18 protein-coding genes are annotated in these 18,040 nt (G+C 62.4%); 1 reads left to right on the top strand and 17 read right to left on the bottom strand.

From position 1 onward, the window contains the following. Positions 1 to 31: 31 nt before the first annotated feature. From ACFRFQ_RS27345 to ACFRFQ_RS27285, 13 genes are read right to left on the bottom strand one after another with little or no spacing between them, the layout of a single operon-like run. Positions 32 to 1,690: an AMP-binding protein gene (locus ACFRFQ_RS27345; protein WP_378664759.1), complete on the bottom strand. Its 1,659-nt coding sequence runs from the start codon at positions 1,688 to 1,690 to the stop codon at positions 32 to 34. A gap of 10 nt (positions 1,691 to 1,700) precedes the next feature. Then, the gene (locus ACFRFQ_RS27340) at positions 1,701 to 2,624 is read right to left on the bottom strand and encodes an SDR family NAD(P)-dependent oxidoreductase (protein ID WP_378664757.1); all 924 of its coding nucleotides are present in this window, start codon (positions 2,622 to 2,624) and stop codon (positions 1,701 to 1,703) included. A gap of 57 nt (positions 2,625 to 2,681) precedes the next feature. After that, a complete protein-coding gene (locus ACFRFQ_RS27335) occupies positions 2,682 to 3,752 on the bottom strand; it encodes a zinc-binding dehydrogenase (RefSeq protein ID WP_378664755.1) in 1,071 nt (356 codons plus the stop codon). Continuing rightward, positions 3,749 to 4,870, bottom strand: coding sequence for an acyl-CoA dehydrogenase family protein (locus ACFRFQ_RS27330; protein WP_378664753.1), 1,122 nt, complete (start codon positions 4,868 to 4,870; stop codon positions 3,749 to 3,751). Before ACFRFQ_RS27330 ends, ACFRFQ_RS27335 begins: the two co-directional genes overlap by 4 nt. A gap of 1 nt (position 4,871) precedes the next feature. Beyond that, positions 4,872 to 6,077: an acyl-CoA dehydrogenase family protein gene (locus tag ACFRFQ_RS27325; RefSeq protein ID WP_378664751.1), complete on the bottom strand. Its 1,206-nt coding sequence runs from the start codon at positions 6,075 to 6,077 to the stop codon at positions 4,872 to 4,874. Between the two features lie 23 nt (positions 6,078 to 6,100). Continuing rightward, complete coding sequence (locus ACFRFQ_RS27320; protein WP_378664749.1) at positions 6,101 to 8,308, bottom strand: acyl-CoA dehydrogenase family protein; 2,208 nt, start codon at positions 8,306 to 8,308, stop codon at positions 6,101 to 6,103. Between the two features lie 35 nt (positions 8,309 to 8,343). Next, positions 8,344 to 9,474, bottom strand: a complete 1,131-nt coding sequence (locus tag ACFRFQ_RS27315; RefSeq protein WP_378664747.1) for a steroid 3-ketoacyl-CoA thiolase — start codon at positions 9,472 to 9,474, stop codon at positions 8,344 to 8,346. Next, entirely contained in the window at positions 9,471 to 10,358 is an 888-nt protein-coding gene (locus ACFRFQ_RS27310; RefSeq protein ID WP_378664745.1) for an SDR family NAD(P)-dependent oxidoreductase, read from the bottom strand. The genes ACFRFQ_RS27315 and ACFRFQ_RS27310 overlap by 4 nt, the downstream gene beginning before the upstream one ends. A 1-nt stretch (position 10,359) precedes the next feature. Next, positions 10,360 to 11,568, bottom strand: coding sequence for a DegT/DnrJ/EryC1/StrS family aminotransferase (locus ACFRFQ_RS27305; RefSeq protein ID WP_378664743.1), 1,209 nt, complete (start codon positions 11,566 to 11,568; stop codon positions 10,360 to 10,362). Positions 11,569 to 11,600: 32 nt separating this feature from the next. Next, positions 11,601 to 12,782 carry a lipid-transfer protein gene (locus tag ACFRFQ_RS27300; RefSeq protein WP_378664741.1) on the bottom strand — a complete coding sequence of 394 codons (1,182 nt, stop codon included), beginning with the start codon at positions 12,780 to 12,782 and terminating at the stop codon, positions 11,601 to 11,603. After that, positions 12,779 to 13,189, bottom strand: a complete 411-nt coding sequence (locus tag ACFRFQ_RS27295; RefSeq protein WP_378664739.1) for an acyl dehydratase — start codon at positions 13,187 to 13,189, stop codon at positions 12,779 to 12,781. The genes ACFRFQ_RS27300 and ACFRFQ_RS27295 overlap by 4 nt, the downstream gene beginning before the upstream one ends. 2 nt (positions 13,190 to 13,191) lie before the next feature. Beyond that, positions 13,192 to 13,656, bottom strand: coding sequence for a Zn-ribbon domain-containing OB-fold protein (locus tag ACFRFQ_RS27290; protein ID WP_378664737.1), 465 nt, complete (start codon positions 13,654 to 13,656; stop codon positions 13,192 to 13,194). Further along, the gene (locus tag ACFRFQ_RS27285; RefSeq protein WP_378664736.1) at positions 13,653 to 14,207 is read right to left on the bottom strand and encodes a MaoC family dehydratase N-terminal domain-containing protein; all 555 of its coding nucleotides are present in this window, start codon (positions 14,205 to 14,207) and stop codon (positions 13,653 to 13,655) included. Before ACFRFQ_RS27285 ends, ACFRFQ_RS27290 begins: the two co-directional genes overlap by 4 nt. A 179-nt stretch (positions 14,208 to 14,386) precedes the next feature. Here ACFRFQ_RS27285 and ACFRFQ_RS27280 point away from each other — a divergent pair, with 179 nt between their 5' ends. Next, positions 14,387 to 14,977 (top strand): TetR/AcrR family transcriptional regulator, encoded by a 591-nt coding sequence (locus ACFRFQ_RS27280; protein ID WP_138871515.1) that lies wholly within the window; start codon positions 14,387 to 14,389, stop codon positions 14,975 to 14,977. Here ACFRFQ_RS27280 and ACFRFQ_RS27275 read toward each other — a convergent pair. From ACFRFQ_RS27275 to ACFRFQ_RS27260, 4 genes are all read right to left on the bottom strand, one after another. After that, entirely contained in the window at positions 14,967 to 16,409 is a 1,443-nt protein-coding gene (locus ACFRFQ_RS27275) for an MFS transporter (protein WP_378664733.1), read from the bottom strand. The genes ACFRFQ_RS27280 and ACFRFQ_RS27275 overlap by 11 nt on opposite strands. Positions 16,410 to 16,494: 85 nt before the next feature. After that, positions 16,495 to 17,055 (bottom strand): TetR/AcrR family transcriptional regulator, encoded by a 561-nt coding sequence (locus ACFRFQ_RS27270; protein WP_378664731.1) that lies wholly within the window; start codon positions 17,053 to 17,055, stop codon positions 16,495 to 16,497. Then, the gene (recR, locus tag ACFRFQ_RS27265; RefSeq protein WP_033235870.1) at positions 17,055 to 17,675 is read right to left on the bottom strand and encodes a recombination mediator RecR; all 621 of its coding nucleotides are present in this window, start codon (positions 17,673 to 17,675) and stop codon (positions 17,055 to 17,057) included. The genes ACFRFQ_RS27270 and recR overlap by 1 nt, the downstream gene beginning before the upstream one ends. 12 nt (positions 17,676 to 17,687) lie before the next feature. After that, positions 17,688 to 18,026, bottom strand: a complete 339-nt coding sequence (locus ACFRFQ_RS27260) for a YbaB/EbfC family nucleoid-associated protein (RefSeq protein WP_033235869.1) — start codon at positions 18,024 to 18,026, stop codon at positions 17,688 to 17,690. Positions 18,027 to 18,040: the final 14 nt, after the last annotated feature.

Genomic DNA, 18,040 nt, shown 5'->3' with positions numbered 1-18,040 from the left:
CCGCCCGCGGTTGATAAAGGCGCACAGCATGCTAGCTCGGTAACATCGCCAACCGGCCGTGTGTGCGAAATTCCGCCTCGATGGCGTCGCGCCCGGCTTCGTCGAGTAGGACGTACTCACGGGTTCTTCCCACCCTGGTATACACGGAATCGTCTGTGGCCCAAGCGGCGCGGCGCAACGGGGTCTTGTTGACCTTGTTGCTTCCGGTCAGGGGCATCCGATCGATGACGCGAACGAATCGTGGCCACCACTTTGCGCCCATGTCGGGCTGTTCGCCGAGGAAATCGCCGAAGCTCTTCGGGTCGAAGTTCACTCCGTCTTCCATCTCGACCACAACCATGACCTGATCGCCGGTCCGCGGATCCGGTACCGCAAAGATCGGGGCGGCAGACACTCCCGGAACCCGCTGCAAGACACGCTCGACCGGTGCGGCCGAGAAGTTCTCGCTGTCTACGCGCAACCAGTCGGAAGACCGTCCGGCAAAGTAGAAGTAGCCGTCCGCATCGCGGTAGGCCAGGTCGCCGGACCAGAAATCGGCGCCCTTCACACGATCAGCCATCGCCCCGGGGTTCTTGTAGTACCCCTCGAACGTGTGGGCCAGGCCGATCGCCACCATCTCACCGATGGCCTCGGTATTGATCAGGCGACCGTCTCTGTCGAATTCCGCAGGCGGGCATTCGATGCCGGTCTCCTCGTCGAGAACCCGGATGTCGAGACCGTTCTGCGGAATGCCCAGAGAATCCCGCGGTGTCTGCGGTGTGCGACCGATCCGGAACACCCCTTCACTGAGCCCGTAGCCCTCCATCACCGTGCACCCGTACCGCTCGGAGAATTTCCGGACGTCGGTTTCCGAGGCCTCGGTCCCGAAGGCCAACTCCAGTGTGCTGTGCGCATCCCGCGAATCCTCGGGGCTGCTCAACGTGTACGACAGCGCCCGGCCGACATAGTTGACGTACGTGACACCGTAGCGATGAATGTCCGGACCGAACTTACTGGCTGAGAACTTCCTCGTCAGGGCAACCGTCGCGCCGACGCACATCGCCGGAGCCAGGTTGAGCATCACCGCGTTGCCGTGGAAGAGCGGCATGCACAGGTACGTCACCGAATCTCGCCGCATCGACACCCGATCGACCATGGCTGCGGTCAACCGCGCCAACCGACCCTGCCCGACGATCACGGCCTTCGGTGCTCCGGTCGAACCGGAACTGAAGAGCAGCAACGCTTTTTCTTCCGGTGCCGGCACAGTCTCCGGCAGTGCTGCTCCGCGGAACGGTGCCAGGAACTCGGCATAGTCTGGGCTGTCGATGTTCAGGATGCGCTCGGGCGGCAGACCGTGGCCCGTACCGTCGACAAGATGCGCCAAGGCATTCTCGGTGATGACGATGTCCACGTCGCCGTGCCTGATGTCGTGTGCCAGCTCCGCGCCACTTCGACTGGCGTTGATACCGACTACGGCCGCACCCGCCAATGGTCCGGCACCGAGCCAGAATACGAAGTCCGGAACATTCTCCAGCAGGACGCCAACATGAATCTGGCGGTCGTTCGGCCGCGGTACCAGAGACGTCAATGCCGCTGCGCGATCGGCACTTTCCTGTACTACCTCGCGCCACGACCACGAATTGTCCTCGTACCGAAGACCAATCTTGTCGTCCTCGGCGCGCCTTCGAATGATTTCTGCGTACGTGTCCACGTCAAGCTCCTTACTTCAGCAGTTCAGCCGGCACGGCGGCCGGTGGGTTGAAGGTGAGGTAGTGCCCCGGGAAACCGTCCGCGTCGAGATCATCCGGCTGCCAACCGTCGAGCAGTCCGCTCCCGTCGAGTGCGCGAACCGAGCGTCCGAATTCCTTGAGCAGCGGCAGGCTGAACGCCACTCGGCCGGTCACCTCGGACGGATCGGCCGTACAGAGCAGCAGTGCCGCTTCGGCCATCGTGTCCTCGGGTTCGGACGGCCATCCCGGAACCGCCGCGGCAGCGTGCTCGGTTGCGACGCCACGGTTGGGGGCAAGGGAATTCACGGCGATATTGTCGCCGTACAGCTCCATCGCGGATCCCGTGCTGATGCGGTCGAGCATCGCCTTCGTTCCGCCGTACAACACCGAACCGGCCAGCGGATGCGGCGCAAAAGGCGGCCCGACGCGTGGCCCGGCCTGCCGGGACGAGATGTTGACGATCCAACCCGCGCCGTTCGCGCGCATGCTCGGGATGACCGCCTTCATCAGGTCCCAGGTGTTCCACACGTTCGTTTCGACGGAGTCGTAGAACCACTCTCGCGGCATGTCCGCAAAAAGTGTCTCGTACCGCCGAGACGCCGCCACGTTGTTGACGAGGATGCTCACCGGCCGTCCGAAACTGTCCTCGATCCGAGCGATCAGAGCGGCGCGATCAAGTTCGGAATCTCCCAGATCGACTGCAAAGCTCTGTGCCGTTCCGCCTGCCGCCGTGATCAATTCGACGGTTTCCTCGAGCGATCCCTGGAGGCTTCCGTCACCAGCCCGCAATGTGCGCGAGACCGCTGCAACGGGTATTCCCTCTGCTGCAATGCGTCTCGCGATCGCCCGGCCGATTCCTCGGCTGGCTCCCGTGACAACCGCGAGGCCTGTGGACGTGGTGCTGTCATTTGTCATGCGATACACCTTCCATTTCCCCGACCACCGTGTCGGGCTGAGTTCCTTGACGTGCCGCTACCGCAGAATGTGTGGCGCCGGACCAAGTTGTACAAGTTGACGGCCACGGCTGCGGCCTGTCAGAACATTTGCCAATGCCTGTGGGGCATTCGCCAACCCGTCCACGACGTCCTCGCGATAATGCAACCGCTGTGCGTCGAGTTGTTCGATTGCCCACTCGCGGTAGCGCGGATAATGCTCGTAATGGTCATACACCACAAAGCCTTGAATTTTCAGCCGTTTACGAAGAACCGGGCGCAGTGGTGGGCCGAAGTCGGCTTCGGCACCGTTGTACTCACTTGCCATGCCGCACACGACAACCTGCCCGAAGTTGTTGAGCTGCTCGAACACTGCGGCCAGCGTCTCACCGCCGACGTTGTCGAAGTACAGGTCGACGCCATCCGGACAGGTCCTCGCCAGTCCCGCCGCGATCGTCTCGTTCGTGCGATCGATGCACTCCGCAAATCCGAGTTCGTTCACGACATAGGCGACCTTGTCACCACTTGCTATTCCGACGACGCGGGCGCCGGCCAGCGCAGCCAGTTGTCCGGCCACCATCCCGACTGCGCCACCGGCGGCCGAGATCACCACCGTCATACCGGCTTCGAGCGTCGACGCGAATTGCAGTCCGCAGTACGCCACAAATCCCGGCCTACCGAGTACGCCCAGTTCCGCTTCCAATCGAAATCCGGGACGCGGCTCCAGCAAGTCAAGGAACTCGCCTCGAACCGTGTGAAAAATCTGCCACGTATTTCCGCCACGGACCACGTCGCCCGGCGCAAAACCCGGGTGCCGCGATGTGACAACCTCACCCACCAACGCACCGTCGAGACCGGCCTGGGGCGGACTCACGCCTGCCAGCACGATGTCACCGATCCCGGCCACCGCACCGAGTGGACCAGGCCGCCCGTCGGCGGCGGGTAGCCGCCGACGGGCGCTGGGGTCGATAGCCAGGTAGCAAGCCCGGAACAACACTTCACCGTCTCGCGGCTGCCGAACCGAAGCCTTCTCGACCGAAAAGTCTTCTGCCTGTGGAAGTCCCTGTGGTGCGCGCAGTACGCGCACCACCAGGTTCTCCCGCATGCTCATACAGGTGCGCCGATCGAAGCACCCTTCTCCAGGACATTGCCCAGTTCCATCCCGATCGTGCCTGCGCTCCCCAGAGAGAAGGCGATCTGACGCCCCCACAGGAAGTAGCGATGGATCGGGTAGTCGACATCTGCGCCGATTCCGCCGTGCAGATGCTGAGTTGCCTGAACGACCCGGAGTCCGCCGCGCGATGTCCACCACTTGGCTACCAGCGCAGCGGCTTCAGCTTCGCTCTCTTCTCCGGTGTCCATCAGCCAGGCCGCACGGTGCGTGGTCAGCCGGATGCTCTCCGTGTCGAGATACGCGTCGGCGGCCCGGACGGAGACTGCCTGGTTGGTGGAGATAGGTCGACCGAACTGGATGCGCTCCGATACATACTTCGCTGTCATGGCCAGCGCTTCTTCGCACACACCAACAGCCAAGGCTGCCAGCGCAACCCGTGCTCGGCGCAGAGTCCACTCGTAAATGGCAGTGCCGTCGCCGGGCAGAACGTCCCCGGCACTGACGGTAGCGCCGTCGAACCGCACCGCGCTGTTACTTTCACGGTTCGTCACATTCAGGGTGGTGCGCACGAGTCGATCGGTCGGGACGATCATCACGTTCGTTCCGCCGTCCGGCATGGCCACCGGAACAACCAGTGCGTCGGCAACATCAGCAGCAGATACCGAATCGACGGTTCCGCTCAGAGTCCATCCGTCACCCGTTGCCTCGGCCCGCACGGGCAGGTTGGTTCCGTGACCGATGTCGAACGCGCCCGCGACAATTGCGGAACCGTCAAGCAGGCCGGGAAGCCACGACGCTTTCTGCTCGGAGCTGCCGAACTCGGCAATCGGCAGCGCCGCTGTCGCGACGACCGACCACAACGGCACCTGCGCGACGCGTCGGCCCTGCTGCTCGAGAACGGCAGCGAGCCCGAGCATTCCGAGACCTGCTCCACCCACCTCTTCGGGGAGGGCGATTCCGAGGACATCGGAGTCGGCCAGCAGCTTCCACAGGTCTGCGTCGAAACCGCCGGTGCTCTCGACCTCACGCAGGCGGTCGACCCCGGATTTTGCAGCGAAGATCGATTCACTCAGATCCCGCACTGCGGACAGGTTGTCGTCGAATTCGAATTCCATGTCAGCTCTTTTCGTTCTGTGCAGCGGGCCGGCGGCGGGCAGCTAGCGCCATACCCAGGCACTTGGCTGCGACAATTTCACGCATGACTTCGTTGGTGCCACCACCGAAAGTGTTGTTCTGAGCGCGTCGGCCCAGGTTCTCGACGCGGCCTTCGAGCACCGCACCTGGCGTTCCGGGACGCAGCAATCCCTTGGCGCCGAGAACTTCCTGCAGCATTCCGTACGTGTTCACGACGGCTTCGGTGCCGAAGATCTTGGCGGCAGCGGAATCGCCGCCGCCCAGAGTGTTCGCGGCAACGTCGGCAACCAGTCGCAGGTTCATCAGGTCGGCTGCACTGAGCAGTGCGTAGACCTCTGCAAGCTTTTCGCGAACCCACGGGATGTCGTAGACGTGGCCGTCACCGGCGGGTTCTGCCTTTGCCCACTCGACCACCTCGGCAAAGAGCTCGTTGGCGATACCGCCGCGAGCGGCCAAGGCAACCCGCTCGTGGTTGAGCTGATTGGTGATGAGTTTCCAACCCTGATTGAGTTCACCGACAACGTTGGTGAGCGGTACCCGCACATCTTCGTAATAGGTTGCCGAGGTGCTGATTCCGCCGACGGTATGAATTTCGGTCACGGAGAATCCGGGTGCGCTTGTCGGTACCAGTACCACCGAAATGCCCTGATGCGTCGGCGCATCCGGATCGGTGCGCACGGCCAGCCAGACCCAGTCGGCAAATACGCCGGCGCTCGTGAAGATCTTGTTGCCGTTGATGACAAGCTCGTCGCCCTCGATGCGAGCTCGCGTTTCGAGAGCAGCGAGGTCGGTACCGGCGTTGGGCTCCGTGTAGCCGATGGCAAAGATCAACTCGCCGGCCAGAATCGGACGCAGGAAGAAGTCCTTCTGCGCCTGCGTTCCGTGCTTGATCAGCGCGGGACCAACGGTGTTCAGCGTGACCAGTGACAGCGGCGCATTGGCGCGAATCACCTCGTCGTAGAACACGTACAGAGCTTCGGGGTTCTCACCCCGGCCGCCGAATTCCTCCGGCCACCCCAAGCCCAACCAGCCGTCCTTGCCCATCTGGCGCAGGATGCGATCGAAGACGGGACCACCCTCGGTCTGATCGACCAGCGCGCGGCGATCCTCGTCGTTGATGATTTCCGCGAAGTACGTGCGCAATTCCTTGCGCAGAGTCTTCGACTCCTCTGACAAATCCAGGTACATGGTGAAACTCCTCGAGAAGGAAGCTAAGAGCGCGGCAGGCCGAGAACGCGCTGCGCGATGACGTTGAGTTGAATTTCGACGGTTCCGCCGCCGAACAGAATCGATGGCAGACCGATGTGGTCGATGCCGTAATTGGCACGGGGATCGACCACTGCCGCACGTGGTCCCAACAGACGGAGCAGATCTCGCGACCCCTCGCGCTGGGCCAGTGCGTTGTACACCTTGGAGACGCTGATCTCGGCGCCGGGTTCTTGACCGGCCAGCCGGGCAGAAACACCGCGCAGGTTCATGGCGGAGAGTGCCAGTTCGCGAGAAATACTGCGTCCCAGCCCTTCCACGGCATCCTCGCGTGAGCAGTCGTGACTGCCATCGGCGATAACCTGGCGGAACTGATCACTCGAACCGTGATGCAGATGGGAACCCATGCTCAGACGTTCGTTGGACAGTGTGGTCGCTGCAAGCTTCCAGCCCTGTCCCGGTTCGGCAACCAGGCACTCGTCCGGGACGAACACGTCGTCCAGGAACACCTCGTTGAACTCCGACTTACCCGTTGACTGCTTGAGCGGCCGAACGTCTATGCCCGCCGATGTCATGTCGACCAGGAAGTACGACAACCCGCGGTGTTTCGGAGCATCCGCGTCGGTGCGAGCGAGGCAGACGCCCCAATCCGCCTCGTGCGCACCCGAGTTCCATACCTTCTGCCCTGAAATGACCCAGCCGCCGTCGACCTTGCGTGCCTTGGTGCTCAGTCCGGCCAGGTCGGAGCCGGCTCCGGGCTCGCTGAAGAGTTGGCACCAGATGATGTCTGCTCGCAGAGTCGGATCGACGAACCTGTCCTGCTGCTCGGCGTTGCCGTGCTCGAGAATCGTCGGAAGCACCCACTCGCCGATCACTGTGGACGGTTGCGCCCATCCACGCGTGGCGAACTCGTGGGCGATAACTGCCTGTTCCTGGGGACCTGCGCCCAAACCGTAGGGCTCGCGGTAATGCGGGGCAACCAGTTTTGCCTCGGCAAAACGAGCACGCCTGGCACTTCCCTTGGCCGGAGCCCAACTCGCGTCGGTGGTTCCGTCGTCCGGCAGCAGTTCGACGTAGGCAAATACCCGACGTACTTCCGCCCGCAATTCCGGCAGCATGTCGGGATCGACGAACGAGAAGTCGCGAACCGAGTCAGCCGAGCGCTCACCCAGTGTGTGTGCCCACCTCTCCTCAGCTCCGACCACAGCCGCGATGCTGAGCGCGCGACGCCAGTACAGATGCGCGTCGTGCTCCCACGTGAAGCCGACGCCGCCGAGCAACGTGACACATTCGAGCGCGTTCTCGATCCCGATCGGCAATGCTGCCAGCGCAGCCTGGGCGGAAACTAGTTTCTGCTGGTCTACGTCGTGGTCTTCGGACCGCGCTGCGTCCCACGCTGCTGCACAGGCAATTTCGGAGCGCACGAGCATCATGGCCGCTTTGTGCTGCACCGCCTGGAAGCTACCGACCGGGCTACCGAACTGAACACGAGTCTTGACGTACTCGACTGCTGTGCGCAGCGCCCACGCGGCCAGTCCACTTGCCTCCGCGGCGTACACGGTATTGACGATCAGCTCGACCCGATGCGGCACCAGAGATTCCACGATCTCGGCGTCCGCGACCTGATGCTCGGTCAGTGTCAACGTGCCGACGGAGCGTGTCAGGTCGATTCCGTCTTCGACCGCGACTGCCGCGGTAGCTGCCGGCGCAAGCCGGAACCACAGTGGACCTTCGCTGCTACGAGCCTGTACGAGAACAACATCTGCCCCTGGCAGACCGAGGGCAGGGTCGGCTGTACCACTGACAGTCCACCCGGCGGCCGAGCGCTCCGCAACCAGCGAACCGCCGCAGACGGCACCGGTGGCTCCATTTCCCAACTCGCCCAGCATCGCTGCCGCCGCGCTACCGGAACCGGTTGCCAGGATTCCGCCTGCGACGACAGTCGGAACATACGACCCGGGATAGAGCGCCATTCCCAATTGCTCGACTACCACCGCAAGTTCTGCGAGCCCGGCGCCGTCGCCGCCGTATTCCTCCGGCAGATGCACCGCATGCAAACCCTGGCTGACCAATGCCTTCCAGGAATCCGGCTGTTCACCGGCGGCATAGCGCGCGAAATTGGCTCGGGTATCGGAGATTCCGCTGTTGCGGGCCGCAAACGCGGCTACCGCTTCGGCGAGATCACGGTGGTCTTCGAGCAGGGACAGTGCCATGACGGGTTCCTCAATCTTCGGTTTCTACTTGGGCGTCAGATACGTTCGAGAATCAGGCAGGTGGTTGCGGCGGACGCGCAGATCGCGATGAGAGCGAGGGACTTGTCGCGTCGTTCCAATTCGTCGATCGCATTGGCCAGCAGACGAATACCGGTTGCCCCGGCCGGGTGACCGAGCGCAATGGCCCCACCGTTGACGTTCAGCAGGTCGGGGTCGACGCCGTGTACTTGTGCAAAGGACATGGGCACGGAGGCAAACGCTTCGTTGACCTCGAAGAGATCGATATCGGCGATCGTCAGACCTGTGCGTTCCAACACGATGGACGCTGCGTCCACGGGACCGTCGAGCATGAACTCGGTGTCGCCGCCGATAACGCACTGCGCCAGAATCCGCGCCCGCGGACGCACGCCCAGAGCCGCTGCGCGAGTTGCCGACATCAGCAGTGCCGCACTCGCACCGTCCGAGACCTGCGAAGACGTTCCAGCGGTGTGTAGTCCACCTTCTTGAACGGTGCGCAGTTTCGCCAGACCTTCCAGGCTCGACTCACGAAGTCCCTGATCCCGGTGAACCACGACATCCGAGTCCGGAGTCGACACGTCGATGATGTGCGAGTCGAATCGGCCGGCCTCCCACGCTGCTGCGGCCCGCTGCTGCGAGCGCAACCCGAAGGCGTCAAGATCCTCGCGGCTGAAACCACGTTTGACAGCAATGCGGTCTGCTGCGGTGTACTGATCGACGGTATCGAGTGACCACGACTCCGGCCGCGGCGTTCCGAGGCCGGTACCCACCTTGTAGGTGAGCGGTGCCCGCGACATCAGTTCCACACCGCAGGCAACGCCCACGTCGACGGCGCCGATGGCAATCTGACCAGCCAGCAACTGCACCGACTGTTGCGCTGTTCCGCACTGAGCGTCGATCGTGGTGCAACCTGCCTTCAAGGGAAGGCCGGCATGCATCCAGGATGTCCGCACGATATTGCCGAACTGTTCGCCGAGCGGCGTGACGCAGCCGCCGATGACCTGATCGACTGCATTCGGGTCTACTCCCACCCGGTCCAGCACACCGGACTGCGCATATCCCAACAGTTCGGCCGCGTGGACTCCGGACAGCCAACCCTCACGCTTACCGAACGGCGTTCGTGCTGCGTCCACGATGACGGGCTTCATGCCAACTCCTCGGTTCGTAGTACTGCTGTTTCCGGTAATGCTGCTGTCTCCGGTGCTGCTGTCTCCGGTAATGCTGTGCCGTCCAGACCACGTACGGTCAGGGCCCACTCGTCGATCAGGTTCAAGCTGACGCACGAGCGAGCAGTGAACTCGGTGTCGCAATCACACAGCGCGGTGACCGCTTCCACCATTTGTTCCATAGATTCCACTTGATCCGGCCGGATTGTCTCACCGACCAGGACTCTTGCACCCTCACTGAGCACCGCTGCCCGCGGTTGAACCGTGTTGACGCGCACCCCCTGGCCGTAAAGCTCCACGCCCATGCCATTGCTGATCCTGTTGAGCGCTGCTTTGGAGGCGCCGTACACGGTCATGGCAGTTCCCGGTTCGACCCACGTGAACGGCGGGCCCTGCCACGGTTTGACGGTGCCGCTGGACACGTTCACGATCCAGCCGTATCCGTTTGCCACCATCCCCGGCACCACGGCTTGCATCAGATCGAGCGGTGCATGGACATTTGCCTCGAACATCAGACGTCGCCGCCGCAGTGGGTAATCCGACAGCGGCTGATAGATCGCCGCTGCCGCGTTGTTCACCAGGATGTCGATCGTCCCGCCGAGCTTCTCGACTGCCGACGGCACAACGGTGTCGCGCTGCTGCTCGTCCGTCAGGTCGGCAACAATGATCTCGACTTTGTTTCCGTACTTCGCAATTCGAGCGGCCGTCTCCTCGAGGCTGCCCGGCAGGGTTTCGTGTGCACCGAGCGTCCGGGCCACGAGAGCGACGTCTGCGCCCTCTGCTGCCAGCCTCTCTGCAACGCCCGCACCGATTCCGCGGCTGGAACCGGTGACAAGCGCTCGGCGTCCCTTGAAGCGCCTTGTCATGCTACTTCCACTTCGAGGCAAATCGGTTGATGCTCTCCGCAATCCGAGCAACTTCGTCGTCGCGCAGGCCATGACTCATGCCGAGCGTCATGCCACGGGCGAAAACCGCGTCGGCTTCCGGCAACCCTTCGGCCGGCTGGCGGTACTCGATGTTGTTCATCATCGGGTGACGAGTGACGTTGCCGCTCCACACGGTTCGCGTGTCGATGCCGTCAGCCTCGATGGCTTCCTGCATGTCGCTGCGGGTGAAGGGTGCGTCTTCGTTGATCATCACCGGGTAGCACAGCCACGCGGTATCGAGACCGTCGAGTTCCACTGGTGTTGTGAAGAATTCGGGGTGCGCACCGTATGCCGCGGTGAAGGCCGCAAACGTGGCCTTACGTGTCTTGTAGTTGTCTTCCAGCTTGTCCAGCTGCACGACGCCGTAGGCAGCGCCGAGCTCGGAGGGCTCGAAGTTCCATGACATGAGCTCGAAGATGAAATCGTTGTCGTAGTCGACTCCGTCGAGTTCTTCGCGGAAGACTCGGCCGGACTTGTTGCTGCCGAACAGGTTCGGCTCGCTACGACGGCCCCAGCGGCGGAGCAGCAGCGCCTTGTCGCGGCTGGATTCGTCGTCGACGCACACCATCCCGCCGGTTCCCGCGCACGTGATGATGTGCGCCATCGAAAAACTGGTGACGACGATGTCCGCGCGCGAGCCCGTCGGAGTGCCGCGGAGTGTGGCACCGATCGCGTCACACGAATCTTCGATCACCTTGAGTCCATGGCGGTCTGCAATATCGCGAATGACGTCCCAGTCCGGGCAGTTGCCGGCGAGGTTCGGGATCAGGATGGCGCCGGTCTTCTCGGTGACCATGGCCTCGATCTTGGTGACGTCGACGTTGAACGTGTTGGGTTCGACGTCCACGAACACCGGCACGAGGCCGGCTCGCACGATCGGGGCGATGTCGGTGGAAAACGTCAACGGTGATGTGATGACCTCGCTACCGGCGGGGAGTCCGAGCAGTTCGACCGCCAAGTACAGACCCGACGAGCCCGAGTTGCACATTACGCCGAACTTCTTGCCCGCCAGGGCTGCAATGCGTTCTTCCATCTCGAAGACGTTCTTGCCGATGCGCAAGCCCTGGTGGCCGCTTCGCAAGACGTCGACTACTGCCTGAATTTCCTCTTCACCGTGGGTAGCCCGCGCGTAGGTGATCCGCTCACTCATGTGTTCCTGCTTTCGTAAAGTGGTCTGCGGATTCAGCGATCCGCAGAGAGGACGAGCGCACTGTGCGGAACGGGCGAACCGCCGGTCACGAGTACGTTGTCCAGAGTTTTCGTCGGTTGGTTCGTGGAGGTTCCCCGGATCAGGCGAACGCCTTCGGCAATGCCGTTGACCCCGTGGATGTATCCCTCGCCGAGCTGGCCGCCGTGGGTGTTGATCGGGAGTCGCCCGCCCAGTTCGAGATTGCCGTCCGCGATGAAATCCTTGGCCTCGCCGCGTCCACAGAAGCCGTACTCCTCGAGTTGCAGCAGCACCATCGGAGTGAAGGCGTCGTAGAGAATCGCGGCGTCGATGTCGTCGGGGCCGATACCGGCCTGGTTCCACAACTGACGAGCGACCAGTTCGACCTCTGGCATGCTGTCGATGTCGTCACGGTAGTAACTGCTCATCGAAATCTGTTGTGGACCAACACCTTGTGCTGCTCCGGTGATGATGGCCGGCTTGTGCGGCAGATCGCGGGCCCGCTCCGCACTGACGATGACCAACGCCTGCCCGCCGTCGCTCTCCTGACAGCAGTCCAGCAGACGGATCGGATCGGCGATCATGCGCGAGTTCTGATGATCCTCGATGGTGATGGGACGCTCGTAGAACCAGGCTTTGGGGTTGTTGGCAGCGTGCTTGCGTGAGAGAACCGAGATCTGCCCGAAATCCGCACTGGTTGCACCGTACTTGTGCATGTACAGCTTGGCCAGGAACGCTTCCTGCTGAGCGGGAGTCAGCAATCCGTACGGGTTGATCCAGTTCCGGTATTCCTGATCCGTCGACTGGTTGTACGCAAAAGGTGGTGGGCCGGCGCCGAATCGGTGGCCCGACCGTTCGTTGAAGGCGCGGTAGACGACCACAACGTCGGCAACACCACTGGAGACGGCAAGCGCCGCCTGCTGAACGGGTGCGCAGGCACCGCCGCCGCCGTGGGGAATCCGGCTGAAGAAGGTCAGTTCGGGGATGCCGAGCGCACGTGCAACGGCGATCTCGGGGTTGTTCTCCATGGTGAACAGGGCAAAACCGTTCACCTCCTCCGCCTCGATCTGAGCGTCGTCGAGCGCCGCCATCACCGATTCGCACGCCAACTGCCATTCACTGCGCCCGGAATTCTTGGAGAACTCCGTGGCGCCGATGCCGGCGATTGCTGCTGCTCCGGAAAATCCTCGACTCATGCCGACACTCCTTCTACCGGTGCCACGGTCACCTTGGCACTGACGTGTGTTCCTCGTTCGTTGCGCCCGACCACGGCGACCGTGACGGCCGAGCCGTCTTTCTCGACTACCTCGCCGGTGAAGGTCATCGTGTCACCGGGAAAGTTGGGAACACCCAGCCTCAGTGATGTTTTGACGATTCTCGAGCTCGGGCCGGACCAATCGGTGATGTACCGGTCGATGAACCCGTTCGTGGAGTTGATACTCATGAAGATGTCCGGGGTGCCACGTTCCTGGGCCTTGCCCGGATCGTGGTGCACGTCCTCGAAATCCTGCGACGAGACTGCCGCAGCGACAATGAGTGTCCGGTCCAGCGGCAGTTCGAGCGCGGGAAGATTCGAGCCCACTTCTACTTGGGGGAAGGTCATGTCTACGCCTCCCCGCGGCGACGAAGCTGCGGCAGGATCTCACCGTGAGCGTGCTCGGAGAAGCCGACTTCGAGTTCCATACCGAATGCCAAGTCGTCGTGGTCGATTCCGGCGATATCCGCAACCAGACGGGTACCTTCTTCCAGATCTACCAGGCCGACGGCCAGCGGGTACTCGAACGCGGGGTCCTGGGGGTGGTGAATAACCGTGAAACTGTGCAGGGTGCAGCGACGCGTGGATTCGACTGTGTCCCAACTGAACGAGCGGCACGACGGGCAGGCGGGCGCAGGTGGGTGGCGTAGCGTCTTGCAGTCGGCACAACGCTGAATCTCGAGGCGGCCTTCCTTGGCTGCCTCGAAGAAGAAGTCGTTGTCGCCGGTGACGGTAAGTCCTGGCACCGAGGTCCGGGGAACCGGTACTGCATTGGTCGATGTTTCGGCGTTGGTCGATGTTTCAGCCGCGCTCATGCGGGCACCTCCTGCGTGTCGGGGTTGAACCTCAATATCCGAAATCGCTCTTCCACCAAGGTCTTGCCGTTGCCGTCGACGTAGTTCTTGAACAACGTGATGAAACAGCCGTGTCCTAGGCCGGTCTGCTTGAACGGTGAAATGGACTCGATCGTGAAGTGAGCGGTCACGTGATCGCCCGGATTCAGTTCCGCGAAGTACTCCTGCTCCACGTTGGTCGCAACAACCGAGGTGTAGCCGGCCTCGTCGAGCAGCGAGAGGAGTCGTGAGTAGGAAAAGTCCTCGGTGACGCCGTCGGCTCGGAGCTGCTGAACCTCGCGATAGCGCCGATACCCGGCCATCACCCAGGTCGAGATCATCGCGGGCGGGCAGATGACGTCGCGTCTGCCGCTCGCGCGCGCCGCGTCTACGTCAACGTAGACCGGGTTGTTGTCCTCGTGTGCTTCCACCCAGTTGCGAATCATCGCCTCGTTGACGGCGTAACGCGCGACGCGCGGCGGTTCGGCCTCCGTCCCGATGAATTGCGGGAACTGTGCCTCCAAGCTCTGCACTGAAACCTCCAGTAGGGTTAGAGTTGATCAAGCGCTTGATCCTGAAGTTAGCATAGGAGCCGGAAAGTTGAAATACGGCGCCGGATCACACCTGATCGGGTTCGAACTCAGGCCGTCAGGCAGGATTGACCGAAAGAGAACACCTGCCCGAAACGGGACAGATCAGCAGCGGAGAGCATGTGGCAGCCACACCCGATCGTCGAGACACAATCTTGGAAAGCTCGGCCGAACTGTTCGCGAAGAAAGGCGTCGCATCCACGACGGTCCGCGACATCGGCGAATCAGCCGGCGTGTTCTCCGGCAGCCTGTACCACTACTTCAAGTCCAAGAACGCGATTGTCGCGGAACTGCTCCGCGTCTTCATGACGGATATTCAGGAGCGGTTCAACCAGGTCGAGCGCTCTGCCGACGGGCCCGAGGACGTACTGCGCGGCCTCATCCGGGAGACGTTGATCGTGATCGAACTTCACCCGCACCCAACCGCGATCTACCAGAACGAACGGACGTACCTTCGCGACAACGATCTCCTACAGTCCGTCGACGGCCCGTCACGTGAAGTCCGCGAGCATTGGCTCAAGGCCATTGCGGAAGGCGTCGAACAGGGGATTTTCCGCAAGGACATCGCTCCCGAGATCTTCTATCGGTCGGTACGCGACACCTTGTGGTCGACAAACCATTGGCCGGACCGCCAGAAGTACACCACCGAGGAGTTTGCCGATCTCATGATCACGCTATTCCTCTCCGGCTTCCGAATCCCGCCTAAATCTTGAGTTCCGGCAGCTCGATGTCGATCGAGGTGCGGCCTTGCGGGAGCAAGAACGACACTCCGAAGACCACCACCGCGCACGCAGCGCACACCAGATAGGCGACGGCGAAACCTGCCCACGACGTCGAATGTTCACTGCCGGCGACAACAAAAGCAGCCAGGATGGTTGCCACCGTCGCACTGCAGAGAGTGCTGCCGGAGGTACGCAACAACGAGTTGACCCCGTTTGCCGCCGCAAGGCGCTGACGCGGCACCGCTACGAGAATGAGCAGCGAGAGAGTGCTGTAGACAATCGCGGTTCCGATAGCCGTAATGAACAGTGCGACAACCACTCCCCACAGGGGTTTACCCGCAACAGCATGAATTGCGTAACCGCCGGCAAGAAATGCCGCACCGGTCAACATCGCTGTACGCGAACCGAATCGGTCCGTGATGCGCACCGCGACCGGCGAGAACAGAACCATCGCGACGCTGGCGGGAATCTGGCACAGCGCCGCGGAGATGATGGTCAAGCCGTATCCGGCCCCGGGCCCCTGTGTGCCTTGCAACAGTTGAGTCGTGATCAGCGTGTTGCCGAAGAACGCGAAGCCGACAAGAAGCGCTGCGATGTGCGGGATCAGCACCGCGCGCTTGACCAGGGCCCGAACATCCACCAGAGGATTGACGTTGCTCCGTTGCTGAAATACCCAGAGCGTGAAGAGAACTGCCGACGCCGACAGCATCGAGATCACCGAACCGCTCGCCCATCCCCAACTGCTGCCCTGTGTCATCGGGACAAGCAGCAGAACGAGCGCGGCGCTGAGTCCTACCGCACCGACCCCGTCGAAGCGGCCCGTCGGACTGGCTTCCGATTCGCGGATGAACAACACGGCGGCAAGCGTGACCGACAACCCGATTGCCGTGGTGATCCAGAACAGCACATGCCAGTTCGAGTATTGAGCGATCATCGCCGAGAACGGAATGCCCAGGGCAGTACCAACTCCGAGCGTCGAACTCATCATGGCGACAGCACCGTTGACCTTGTTCCGCGGTAGTTCGTCGCGGAGCAGAGAAATTCCGATGGGGATGACAGCGGCGCCTGCACCTTGGAGAGCCCGCGCGAAAATGAGCACGGAGATGTTCGACGACACCGCGCACAGCAAGGATCCGAGCGTCATCAAGAAGAATGCGACCAACAGCATTTTCTTCTTGCCGAACATGTCGGCCAGGCGCCCGAAAATGGGCGTGACGACGGCGCCGACCAGAAGTGTCACCGTGACAAGCCAGGACACCGCGGTGCGACTCGCCCCGGTGAAGTGCGGGAGTTCGGGAAGCAGCGGAACTATGACGGTTTGCAGCACGGCCTGAAACACAGCGGCTGCGGAAACAATGGGAAACAGAAAACGGGAGCGCTCTACAACCGGCGGGGCTGCTGGTGCACGGTCGAGCGTCGTCAACCTGCGCCACCTGTCCCGAGGAGTAAATATCCGTTCACCTACATTAGGTGAACGGATATTTACCACGCAAGTGCAGTGGCCACAATCACCCGTCGAGAAGCTTCTGCACCAACGGCGCATACATCGCGACAACCTCGGCCTGCGTGCCCGTCGCGTGACCGGCCAACATCCGTCGACGCATGACGGCAACCCCGGCCACCATCGACATCGCCAATTCAGCGCGCAGTCGCGCGTCCGGACCCGGCAACCGCCCTGCCAGTGCGTCGATCATCTGCGTCGAATAGTTCTCGCGCAGTTTGCGGTTGCTTTCCTCGCTCACCCCACTCATGAAGAGCAGGCTCACCGACAGCGGCTTGTAGGGCTCCTGCGGTTTGGTGAACAGCGACACCATCCGCTCGCCGAGCTCCTCGTTGGGTGCATCGAAAACCGCGAGTGCCGCCGCCCGGAAGTCGACCAGCTCGTCGTACAACTGCTCCTTCGAACCGAAGTACTTGATGATGAGTGGCGCGCTGACTCCGACGTCTTCGGCGATGTCCTTGAGCGTGATTTCTCGATAAGGACGCGTAGCGAAGGCCTTGCCTGCGGACGCCAGGATCTGCGTGCGCGTCTCCTCCGAACTACGACGCCCCGATCGCGTGCTGGTCATCAGGCGTTCCTGGACAATTCGCGGCGTCCGGACAACGCCCTGCCCAAGGTCAGCTCGTCCGCGAACTCGAGATCGCCGCCCATCGGCAGTCCGGAAGCCAAGCGCGACACCGTCAAACCCGGAATATCGCGCATCATCCGAACCAGATACGTTGCCGTTGCCTCACCCTCGGTGTTGGGGTCGGTCGCGATGATCACCTCGGACACGTCCACGCCGTCCTCTTGGTTTGCGATGCGAGCCAGTAACTCCCGAATGCGGAGCTGATCGGGCCCGACACCGGACAACGGATTGAGCGCCCCACCGAGAACGTGGTAGCGCCCCTTGAACTCCCTTGTCCGCTCCACCGCCTGAACGTCTTTCGGCTCTTCTACGACGCAGATCACCGTTCGGTCGCGACGAGAATCCGCGCAGATCCTGCACTTCTCCTGATCGGACACAGTTCCGCACACCGTACAGAACTGAACGCCGTCGCGGATGCGCTGCAGCGCATTCTTCAACCTGTCGATCTCCGGCGGTTCAACCGAGAGAAGATGAAAGGCGATGCGCTGAGCACTCTTGGGACCGACCCCGGGGAGTTTCCCGAGTTCGTCGATCAGATCCTGAACGGGACCTTCGTACACGCGGGCTCTTTTCTAGAAACCGGGGAGACCGGGAAGGCCTCCGCCGAGTCCGCCGGCCAAGGGGCCGAGCTTCTCTGCTGCCACGTCCTGAGCCTTGCGCGACGCGTCTTCGATGGCGCCGATCACAAGATCCTGCAAGGTTTCGACGTCGTCAGGGTCTACAACCTTGGGATCGATCTGCAGACCGACCACCTCACCGGTGCCCTTGACCGTGGCAATGACCAGTCCGCCACCGGCCTGGCCGGTCACCTCCGCCTGTGCCATTTCCTGCTGCGCAGCCATCAATTGCTGCTGCATTTGCTGAGCCTGAGCCAGCAATGCCGACATATCGGGTGCTCCACCTGGTTGCACGTGCGGTCCTTTCT

It is taken from the genome of Rhodococcus sp. NPDC056743, assembly GCF_042790355.1.
Taxonomy (GTDB): Bacteria; Actinomycetota; Actinomycetes; order Mycobacteriales; family Mycobacteriaceae; genus Rhodococcus_F.
This window is presented reverse-complemented; position numbering and strand designations above follow the sequence as displayed.